Below are 10,563 nucleotides of genomic sequence, written 5' to 3'. Positions count from 1 at the left end.
CCATCGGGGACCCACACAACCACCCCCACCCTCATTCCCTCCCCTCAAGGGGGAGGGAGGCAGATCGTGCTCTCGGCACCGCTGCGGCAAATTCGGAAAGCCAGCACTCATCCTCATATATCCAGCACCAGTCGTTCGGATTTGGCGCGCGAGACGCAGGTCATCATGCAGGTGTTGGAGCGGCGCTCGGTTTCGTTGAGGTAGACGTCCTGGTGGTCGGGAACGCCCTCGATGACGGTCGTCAGGCATGTGCCGCAGGCGCCCTGCTCGCACGACGAAGGCGCATCGACGCCCGCCTCGCGCATGACCTCGAGGATCGACTTGCCGGCGGGGATTGTGAGGGTCAGCGCCGAGCGGGCAAGCTCCACGGTGAAGGTCGAGGAGAGGTCGATCTCGTTGACGTTCTTAAAGTATTCGAAGTGCACCGCCTCCTCCGGCCAGCCGGCCGCGGCGGCGGAGCGGCGCACGAGATCGAGCATCGGGCCGGGACCGCAGACATAGAGGTGCCGCGCGAAACCATAACCGGAGACCAGCCGCTCGATCTCGGCGGCCGTGCCGGCAGGATCGAGCCCGATATGGCGGACGACACTCTGCCCAAGCTTGTCGAGCGCGTCCGCAAAGGCGGTGTGCTCGGGCGAACGGGCAAAGACGTGCAGCTCGAACGGCAGGCGCGACGCGTGAAGCGCCTTGGCCATGGCAAGGAGCGGCGTGATGCCGATGCCCCCGGCGATGAGGATGGTTCTCAGCGCATCGCGGCGCAGCGGGAAGTTGTTGCGGGGCTCCGAGATGGCGACGACATCGCCCTCGCGCAGCTCCTCGGCGATGGCGATGGAGCCGCCCCGCGACTCCGGCTCGCGCTTGACGCCGATGGTGTAGCTCAAAAGCTCGCCCGGGCCGTTGGTGATCGAATATTGCCGGATGAGCCCGTTGGGCAGGTGCAGATCGATATGGGCGCCGGGCTGGAAGGTCGGCAGGTGCCCTTCGAGAGCGGCGAGCTCGAGGCCGGTGACGTCCGCGCCCGCCTGCCACTTGCGGGCGACGCGCACGCGAAGCTTCGCCTGCCGGCCGATGCGGATGTCGGGCATGGTGGAGAGCTCGACCGAGACGGGCTCGTAGACCGGCACCAGCGGCTCGGGCGCTTCCTCCAATGCCGCTTGCGCCTCGATTTCGCGCCGCAGGGACGACAGGCGCTCGTTGAAGAGGTGCAGGATCGAAAGCCTATCCTCCCACGGCTCCGCCTCGACGATCCCCCGGATGACGGCGCGGCCGGAATCGAGGGGCTGCACGAAGAAGGCGGCAGGCTTGCCCTCGACGCCGGCGAGCACCAGCCGCGCGCCGAGCGGCGGCAGGCTCTCGACCGCGCTCTCCGGTTCGCGCGCGGCGGCGAGCGCTGAGAGCACGGCGCCGGGGCGGGCATTGACGGGAATGGGCCGCAGCGGCAGCCAATTGCCTTCGGGCAGCGGCGGCGCGAAGGGCGCGACATCGCCCATGGCCGACCAGACGAGGCCGAGGCTTTCGACCGCCGGAAAGGTACGGTTGGTGATGCGCCGGGCCGGCGCGTCGGCCGGATGGGCCGGGATATAGGTGCAGCCGGCCGAGCGGTTGGCGTAGCGCCAGCCATGGTACTGGCACTTCAGCTCCGCGCCTTCGTTGAGGCCGATGGAGAGCCGCACGCCCCGGTGGAGGCACCGGTTTTCCCAGACGTTGACGTTGCCGTCGTCGGCCCGCCAGACGGCGAACTCCTGGCCGAGGAGCTGGCCGTGATAGACGTGGCGGAAGGGCAGGTCCTCGCTGGAGGCGATGGGGTGCCAGGCGGGATGGCGCAGATCGGTCATGGTCTGGGTCATTGGGTGAGCGCCTGCAGATCCTCTCCCTCTTGGGGGGCGATCGTGTATGGCAAGGTTCCCCTTCTCCCACTCGGGTAGCGCTTACGCGCTCCCGAGCGCAGGCTCTTGAGGGAGAAGGTGGCGCGAAGCGCCGGATGAGGGGTCTGCGATGCTTCAAAAAGGCGCCGGCGTTCGCGGCAATACCGCGGACCCCTCACCCTGATTTTCCGCTGGACGCGGAAAATCTGTCCCTCTCCCACAAGGGGAGAGGGGAAGGTGCCTGTCACCGCTTTGGAGGGAAGGGAGAGAGGCCGACCGTGCTTGTGGAAGGCACCCCCCTCCCATCCTCCCCCGCAAGGGGGGAGGTGCCGCATCGCGCTTGTGGCGCCATACCGCCCAATCCGCGAGACCAGCATCGTGTCTGTGGCACTATCCTGCCCAATCCGCCGGACCAACACCTCCCCCCTTGCGGGGGAGGATGGGAGGGGGGTTGCGCGCGACATCGACACCGTCATCACGCCGCCTGCGGGATGACGCCGTAGTTGACGCCTTTCTGGCTCAGCCAGCGGCGGTAGGCGATGGCGGACTTGTCGGCGCGGATCGGGGTCTCGGCGCGCGGGTCGAGAGGCAGGCGCTTGGGGTACTGGTTCTCGAGGATCGGCTTGTCCTGCCCGAAGATGGTCTGTTGGAAGCGGCGCATGCCGGTGAGGGTGTTCTCCTCGTCGATCATCGACTGGAGGAGATGGGCGCGGATGGTGTCCTCGCTCATGGGCTGGCAGAAGATGGCGATGACGTCGAGCCGGCTCTCGTCGGCGGGGCAGGATTTGTAGAGCACCGAACAATAGGGGTGCGGCACGCGGTAGATGTATTCGACGTCCTGCCCCTCGTCGGCCGAGAGCGCGGCGCGCGGCTGGTAGAAGCGGCAGCGGGTGGCGAGGATCTCGTCGCGCTCGTAGGAGATCTCGACGTCGTATTCCTTGACCTCCGTATGCGGCTCCTCGCCGAGGATGCCGGTGTGGACATAAGGAAAGTGCCCCATGTCGAGGAAATTCTCGATGGCGCGCGGCGCTGAGACGTTCACCCCGATCGAGCCGCAGCTCATGTTCTTGCGGTCGGGCTCGTAGAACTCGGGGATGGGGAAGAGGTCGTCCGGCGGGGTGCCGAGGCTGGTCCAGGCAAAGCCGTAGCGCTCGATGACCGGGAGCAAGGCGCCGGTGTCGCGCCGGCGCACCTCCACCGCGCCATCGGCACCGCGCCGATAGTCGAGGCGGGTGTCGAGCAGCAGCGTCGAGCGGTAGGGGCCGGGGCCGATCTCGGCGGCAGCCGAAAAGACGTGCCAGGCATCGAGGATGGCGGCGCTGGGCGCGGTGGGCATGGCAAAGGCCTCCGGCAATGGGCGAATCCGAGGCCGGCGGGGGAGAGCCGGCCAAGCATGCAGTTATTCACCTATGGGGGAGGCGGTCAACGGGTCCCCCCTCATCCGCCCCCTTCGGGGGCACCTTCTCCCACGAGGGGAGAAGGGAGGTGCCTCACGCCAACTTCTGCAGAACCACGCTTCGCCACAGAAGCGCTGATAGCCACCTCCCTACTCCCCTCGTGGGAGAAGGGGGCGCGAAGCGCCGGATGAGGGGGCTACCGCGCCAGCCATCCGCCGTCGACCGGCACCACGGCGCCGTGCATGTAGTCCGATGCCGGTGCGAGGAGGAACGCCACGGCGTCGCCGATGTCGGAGGGATCGCCCCAGCGCCCGGCAGGGATGCGCGAGAGGATCGCGGCGGAGCGGTCCGGATCGGCGCGTAGAGCCTGCGTATTATTCGTTTCGATATAGCCCGGCGCCACGGCGTTGACGTTGATGCCCCTCGCCGCCCATTCGCAGGCGAGGAGCCGGGTGATGCCGAGCACGCCGCTCTTCGAGGCCGTATAGGAGGCGACGCGGATGCCGCCCTGGAAGCTCAGCATCGAGGCGATGTTGACGATCTTGCCGCGCCGGCCGGCGCCGAGCGCCCGGCGGGCGAAGGCCTGGGAGAGGAAGAACAGGGACTTCAGGTTGACGTCCATGACGCTGTCCCAGTCCTCCTCGGAAAAGTCGAGCGCATCGACCCGGCGGATAATGCCGGCATTGTTGACGAGACCGTCGATGGGGCCATGCGCCTCCCAGGCGGCGTTGAGCATGGTTTGCGCTTCACCGATGTCCGAGAGATCGGCTTGCAGTGCCGTGAAGTGCCCGCCGATACCGGCGACGAGCGCGGCCGTCTCGTCCATGGACGAGCGCCCCGCGCCGAGGACGTGGCCGCCGGCGCGGGCGACCGAGAGGGTGATACCCTGCCCGATCCCGGTATTGGCGCCGGTGACGAGGACCGCCCTTCCCTGGAGGCTGAATGCGGAGAGGTCGGCCATCAGCGCAGGTCGCCCATCTCGACCTTCTCGACGTCGGTATAGTCGACATTGTCGCCCGCCATCGCCCAGATGAAGGTGTAGCCTGCGGTGCCGACGCCCGAGTGGATCGACCAGGGCGGGGAGATGACCGCCTGCTCGTTGCGCACGACGATGTGGCGCGTCTCGTCGGGCTCGCCCATGAGGTGGACGACGAAGGCGTCGGCCGGCAGGTCGAAATAAAGATAGGCCTCCATGCGCCGGTCATGGACGTGGGCGGGCATGGTGTTCCAGACCGATCCCGGCGCAAAGGTCGTCATGCCGACGACGAGCTGGCAGGTCTTGGCCCCCTCGGCATGGATGAACTGGAAGATCGAGCGCTCGTTGGAGGTCTCCTGCGACCCGAGATCGAGGCGCTTGGCCTCGCCGATGCGAATGAGGCGGGTCTCGTGGCGGGCATGGGCGGGGGCGCTGAGGAGGTAGAACCTGGCCGGATTGGCGACGTCGGCGGAGGCGAAGGAGAGAGCCTTCGTTCCCATGCCGGCATAGAGCATGTCACGATTGGCAAGATCGAAGGAGGCGCCATCGGCAGTGATGGTGCCGACCCCGCCGATGTTGACGACGATGAGCTCGCGCCGGTCGAGGAAGTCGGCCGTGCCGGTTGGTTTGATGGCCTCGAGCGGCAGGGACCCGGCGGCGGGGACGGCCGAACCGACGGCCATGCGGTCGTAATGCGTATAGGTCCAGACCACGCGGTCGGCAGCGAAGAGGTCGTCGACGAGGAAGTTCTCGCGCAATTCGGACGTCGTCATCACCGCCGCGCTCGCCGGATCGACGGCGAAACGGATGTCGTAGTCTGTAGTCATGGAAGTATCCTCAGGCTTGGGTGTTGCGGGGTGAAACGGCGCGCGTGGCCTTGAGGCGGGCGCGATAGCGCTCCTGGCTGCGCGACAGATGGGCGCGCATGGCCTCGCGCGAGGTTTCGGCATCGCCCATAGAAATGGCCGAGATGATCTGCCAGTGCTCGGCCTGCAGGCCCGCCTGGTAGTCGCGCGTCAGGACGCCCTCGGTCGCCCAGGGCGAGGAGATGTCGCAGGGGATGGTGCGGCTGCCCAAGGCATCCAGCACCTGCACGTAGAACGGATTGTTGGTTCCCGCCGCGATGGCGCGGTGGAGGGAGAAATCCGCCTTGCCGGTCGGCAGGCCGAGCTCGAGCAGGCGGTCGAATTCGTGATAGGCCTCGTGGATGGCGGCATCCTGCGAGCTGGTGCGACGCAGCGCCGCAAGGCCCGCGCTCTCGATCTCGATGCCCATGCGCACTTCCAGGACGTTGATGGCGTCCGAGATGCGGCTGCCGGTTTCCGAGCCGATGGAACGGATGGCCGCGCTGAGATTGGCGATGACGAAGACGCCGGCTCCCTGCCGCGCCTCGACGAGACCGTCGGCGGCGAGCGTCGCGATCGCCTCGCGTATGACCGTCCGGCTGACCTGGTACTCCATCGTGAGCTGGTTCTCGGTCGGCAGCTTGTCGCCGCGCGCGAACTCGCCGGCGGAAAAGCGCTTGCGCAACTGGCTGACGACGAGGGCGGCAAGCTTGGGCTTGCGCGCCGCCGGCCGGCCGGTCTCGGCTTCGATGGTCATCATGGCCCTCAATGGAAAAGGCTCGGCAGCCAGAGCGACAATGCCGGAACGTAGGTGACGAGCATGAGCACGATGATACCGGCGAGGTAGAACGGCCAGACGCTCCGCATCGCCTGCCATACCGTGATCTTGCCGACCGCCGCCGCCACGAACTGCACCGGCCCGAGCGGCGGCGTGTTGAGCCCGATGCCGAGGTTGAGGATCATGATCACCCCGAAATGCACGGGGTCGACGCCGAAGGCGGTGACCATCGGTAAAAAGATCGGCGTGGTTATGATGATGAGCGGCCCCATGTCCATGAAGGTGCCGAGCAGGAGCAGCAGCACGTTGATCATCAGCAGGATGACCAGCGGATCGGTCGAGATCGAGCCGACGAACTCGGTGAGGATCGGCGCGACGCGCAGGTAGGCCATCAGCCAGCCGAAGGATGCGGCGGCGCCGATGATGAAGAGCACCATGGCGGTGGTGCGCACCGCGCCGGTGACGGAGTGGACGAACTCGCGCCAGCCGAGGCTGCGGTAGACGAGAAGCGTGACGAGCAGCGCGTAGAGCACGGCGATGCACGAGCTTTCCGTGGCCGTGAAGATGCCCGAGCGCACGCCCCCGAAGATGATGGCGATGAGCAGCAGGCCCGGAATGGACACGAGGAAATAGCGCATCGCCTTGCCAAAGCCCGGGAAAGGCTCGGTGGGGTAGCCGCGCTGGCGCGCGACGACATAGGCGGTGATCATCAGCGCGGCCGCCAGCAGCAGGCCCGGTATGATGCCGGCGGTGAAGAGATCGGCAATCGAGATGCGCCCGCCGCCCGAGAGCGAGTAGATGATCATGTTGTGGCTGGGCGGCAGCAGCAGCGCGATGAGCGCGGCCATCGAGGTGACGTTGACGGCATAGTCGGCCCCATAGCCGCGCGCCTTCATCTGCGGGATCATGATGCCGCCGACCGCCGCCGCCTCGGCGACGGCCGAGCCCGAGATGCCCCCGAAAAGCGTCGAGGCGGCGACGTTCACCTGCCCCAGCCCGCCGCGCACGTGGCCGATGACGGAGCCGGCGAAGGCGATGATCCGCTCGGCGATGCCGCCGCGCATCATCAGGTCGCCGGCAAAGATGAAGAACGGGATTGCCATGAGGGTGAAGGCCGAGACGCCCGAGTTCAATTGCTGAAAGACGACGATGGGCGGGCGGCCGAGATAGACGATAGTGGCGAAGCTCGCGATGCCGAGGCAGAAGGCGATGGGCGTGCCGATGACCATCAGGAGCGTGAAGACGCCAAAGAGAATCCAGTATTCCATCGCGCTTTAGGCCTCGGTGATGGTGGGTTCGGTCACGGGATCGTCCACCGGCTCGCCGCCGAGGCGCAAAGCCAGGCGCTCGAGCGAGAACAGGCACATGAGGACGCCCGAGACGACGATGGGCAGATAGGTGAAGGCCTGCGGTAGGCCGAGCACGGGAATGCGGGTGCCCAGGTACCGGATGGCGAGCGCGCCGCCATACCAGACCATGCCGAAGGCGAAGGCGAAGATCGCGATGTCGCTGATGGCGCGCAGCCACGGTTTTGCCCCGGCCGGGAGCATGTAGAGCAGCACGTCGAACCCCATATGGAAGTTCTCGCGCACGCCGACCGCCGCGCCGAGGAAGATGAACCAGCTCATGATCATGATCGCGGCCGCCTCGGTCCAGGGCGGGGACGAATTGACGACGAAGCGCATGTAGACCTGGTAGGCGACGATGACCGTCATCGCGACGAGGCCGACGCCGGCGACGTAGAGCGCGGCGGTGGACAGGGTCCGCAGTCCGCGGCTGACCGTCAGGAGCCATTCTCTCACGGGGCAATCCTCCCGAGTGGTCCGGGCCGGCCGGTGACCGGCCCGGATGGCCTCGTCAACCTTCGGTGGCCTGGATGCGCGCGACCAGGTCCTGCAGCGCGGGATCGGTCACGTACTTCTCGTAGACCGGGCCCATGGCATCGATGAAGGGCTGCTTGTCCACTTCGTTGATGACCGCGCCCAGCGCCTCGACGGCCTCCCTGGAGGCCACTTCCTGCGCCTGCCAGAGCTCGCGCTGGTGCGCGACCGACTCCTTGGCCGCCTCGCGGAAGAGCGCCTGGTCCTCGGGGGTGAGACCATCCCAGACGATCTTGGAGATGACCAGCACTTCGGGCACCATCAGGTGTTCGTCGAGCGAATAGTACTTGGCGACCTCGGCGTGCCCGGCGGTATCGAAGCTCGGGTAGTTGTTCTCGGCCCCGTCGATGACGCCGGTCTGGATGCCCGAATAGACCTCGCCATAAGGCATGGGCGTGGCATTGCCGCCGAGCGCCGCCACCATGTCCACGAAGACATCCGACTGCATGACGCGCAACTTCATGCCCTCGACGTCGGCCGGCGAGGTGATCGGGCGCTGGCTGTTGTAGAACGAGCGGGCGCCGGCATCGTAATAGGCGAGCGCAACGACATCCACCGCCTCGAACGCGGCGAGGATCTCCTCGCCGATCGGACCATCGAGCACGTTGTGGAAGTGGTCGGTGGAGCGGAAGATATAGGGCAGCTGCAGGACGGTGGCTTCCGGCACCTGCGTGCCGAATGCGCCGACCGAGATGCGGTTCATATCGATGACGCCGAACTGCGTCTGCTCGATGGTGTCGGCTTCCTGGCCGAGCTGGGCCGAGTGAAAAACCTCCACCGAATAGCGCCCGCCGGTCTTTTCCGCGAGCAATTCACCGAAATGCTTGACCGCCTCGACGGTCGGGTAGCCGTCCGGATGGGTATCGGACGAGCGCAGCACGGTCTGGGCGCTTGCGCCCGTCACCGAAAGCGCCGTGGCGACGAGCGCGGCCGTCGCCAGCTTCGGCAGATGAAACATCGACAATTCCTCCCATGTGTCGACCGCCGCGCCAGAACCTCCTCCTGGTTCAGGCGGTGCGATCCGATGCGCCGCAAAACGGCAGCCCGGCGGCGACCCTCCCGGCCGTCACCTCGCGGGAATCTGGTATGGAAGAACGAGGCAAGTCAACATACAAACGAGAAGGATTTGTATGATGACTTGAGGGGGCCGAGACTCCTTTCGGGGCAGGGCAACCACACGTCACAGAGACGACAACGGGCACTTCCCCTCTCCCCTTTGTGGGAGAGGGACAGATTTTCCGCGTCCAGCGGAAAATAAGGGTGAGGGGGTCAGCGATGCCCCACACACGCCGGCGCTTGGTGAAGCATCGCTGACCCCTCATCCGCCCCTGCGGGGCACCTTCTCCCAAGGGGAGAAGGGGAACCGTGCTATATGCGCTTGCTTGTGTGGACGTTTAGGCGATGTCAGCGTGCCGCTCGGCGAGCAGCTCGCGCAGCACAGAGCGGTGGCAGCGCGCCTCGCTTTCGCAATAGCAACCGACGGCGAGGTCGGTGGTGTGCGAGAGGGCGGCGAGGAGATCGAGCGCCTGGGCGGCGGCGGGCTCCTTCATCTGCGCCTTGAACTTACGCACGAAGGCCTTCCAGGCCTTGTCGTCCTCCGCCTTCAGCGCCTCGGCGACGAGGTCGGCGCTCGGCGAGAGCAGCGGCAGCCAGACGTCGTAATAGTCGCGTGAGGCGAACTCGGCCTTGGGCACGCCGCGCGGCGGGCGGCGCACGGTGCCGAGCCGCAGCCCTTCGCCCTTGCCGCGCGGCGTACCGAGGCGCACGATATGGAGGCTCATGGGGCTTCCCCCTTGAGGTGCCGGGCAAAGAAGGCGAGGACCGCAGCGCGCATGGCCGGCGTCTCGCGATGGCCGACGCCCTCCTCGCGCATGATACGGAAATTCTCCGCTGCGCCCGCGGCCGTATAGGCAGGAACCGTATCCGCCTCCGCCCGCGCGACGGATTCCGGTGGCGCGAGGGGGTCGTCGGTGCCGACGAGAACGAGCTGCGGACGCGGCGCGACGAGGCCGGCGATGGCGCCGGTCGACATCGCCGAAAGCAGGCCCGGGACGGTGAGGTAGTGCCCATGCCTGTCATGCGCGCCGAGCGCGACGAGCGTGGCGAAATCGGCGTAGCAGCACAGATGCGCGATGGCGGCGGGGCGCGCATCGAGAGCGGCGAGGAAATAGGTGAGCGTCGCGCCCATGGACATGCCGGTAACCCCGATGCGCGCCGCATCGACATCCGGACGCGCCGCAAGCCAGGAGAGCGCGCCGGCCTGCTCGCAAAGCATCTGCCCGAAAATCGTGCGGCCATACCAGAGCGCCGCCTTGACCGCGGCGCTCTCGGTGATGGTCGAACGCTCGCCGAAGGTCGGCATGTCGATGGCGAGCACGACATAGCCGGCCCGAGCGAAGGTGAGGCCGGCCGGATCGGGGATCTCGGGACGGCCCTCGATCAGCTCGCTCGCCCCGATATCGTACCGGCCGCCATGCGCATGGGCATAAAGGATGGCCGGATAGGGCCCCTGCCCCGCCGGCCGCATCAGGATGCCGCGCACCGGCGTGCCGTCGGGCAGATGGAAGGCGAGATCCTCGCGGACCACGCCGTCCATCTCGCTGGCGCGGGCATCAGCCAGCGTCATCTCGACCGGGGCGAAGCCCACCAGTTGCCGAAAGCGCTCGCGTAATTCGCTCATCGCCGAATCCTCCCTCAGCCGAGAAGATTGCTGCAGTTCGGCGAACGTTGCTAGACGCTGTCAGTCTTGGCGGACACCGGAGGCAGAGGCTCCCCTCCCCCCTGGAGGGTGGGGGTCCATTAGTGGATCACCGCACCACCCC

10 protein-coding genes are annotated in these 10,563 nt (G+C 67.1%); all 10 read right to left on the bottom strand.

Annotated features, from left to right (window positions below):
* Nucleotides 1–113 precede the first annotated feature (113 nt).
* Complete coding sequence (locus VE25_RS02165) at nt 114–1,835, bottom strand: Rieske 2Fe-2S domain-containing protein (protein WP_046106945.1); 1,722 nt, start codon at nt 1,833–1,835, stop codon at nt 114–116.
* A gap of 505 nt (nt 1,836–2,340) precedes the next feature.
* On the bottom strand, nt 2,341–3,201 hold the full coding sequence (locus VE25_RS02160) for an aromatic ring-hydroxylating oxygenase subunit alpha (protein ID WP_046106944.1): 861 nt from the start codon (nt 3,199–3,201) through the stop codon (nt 2,341–2,343).
* A 257-nt stretch (nt 3,202–3,458) separates the two neighbouring features.
* Complete coding sequence (gene kduD / locus VE25_RS02155; protein WP_046106942.1) at nt 3,459–4,223, bottom strand: 2-dehydro-3-deoxy-D-gluconate 5-dehydrogenase KduD; 765 nt, start codon at nt 4,221–4,223, stop codon at nt 3,459–3,461.
* Complete coding sequence (kduI, locus tag VE25_RS02150) at nt 4,223–5,065, bottom strand: 5-dehydro-4-deoxy-D-glucuronate isomerase (RefSeq protein WP_046106941.1); 843 nt, start codon at nt 5,063–5,065, stop codon at nt 4,223–4,225. Before kduI ends, kduD begins: the two co-directional genes overlap by 1 nt.
* Before the next feature lie 10 nt (nt 5,066–5,075).
* A complete protein-coding gene (locus VE25_RS02145; protein WP_046106943.1) occupies nt 5,076–5,840 on the bottom strand; it encodes a FadR/GntR family transcriptional regulator in 765 nt (254 codons plus the stop codon).
* 8 nt (nt 5,841–5,848) lie between these two features.
* Nucleotides 5,849–7,129, bottom strand: coding sequence for a TRAP transporter large permease (locus VE25_RS02140; RefSeq protein ID WP_046106940.1), 1,281 nt, complete (start codon nt 7,127–7,129; stop codon nt 5,849–5,851).
* A 6-nt stretch (nt 7,130–7,135) separates the two neighbouring features.
* Complete coding sequence (locus VE25_RS02135) at nt 7,136–7,663, bottom strand: TRAP transporter small permease (RefSeq protein ID WP_046106939.1); 528 nt, start codon at nt 7,661–7,663, stop codon at nt 7,136–7,138.
* Nucleotides 7,664–7,718: 55 nt separating this feature from the next.
* On the bottom strand, nt 7,719–8,699 hold the full coding sequence (locus VE25_RS02130) for a TRAP transporter substrate-binding protein (protein ID WP_046106938.1): 981 nt from the start codon (nt 8,697–8,699) through the stop codon (nt 7,719–7,721).
* Between the two features lie 436 nt (nt 8,700–9,135).
* Nucleotides 9,136–9,522 (bottom strand): DUF488 domain-containing protein, encoded by a 387-nt coding sequence (locus VE25_RS02125; RefSeq protein ID WP_046106937.1) that lies wholly within the window; start codon nt 9,520–9,522, stop codon nt 9,136–9,138.
* Nucleotides 9,519–10,421 (bottom strand): alpha/beta hydrolase family protein, encoded by a 903-nt coding sequence (locus VE25_RS02120; RefSeq protein WP_046106936.1) that lies wholly within the window; start codon nt 10,419–10,421, stop codon nt 9,519–9,521. Before VE25_RS02120 ends, VE25_RS02125 begins: the two co-directional genes overlap by 4 nt.
* Between the last annotated feature and the right edge of the window lie 142 nt (nt 10,422–10,563).

Source organism: Devosia geojensis, assembly GCF_000969415.1.
GTDB classification, from domain to species: Bacteria; Pseudomonadota; Alphaproteobacteria; order Rhizobiales; family Devosiaceae; genus Devosia; species Devosia geojensis.
This window is presented reverse-complemented; position numbering and strand designations above follow the sequence as displayed.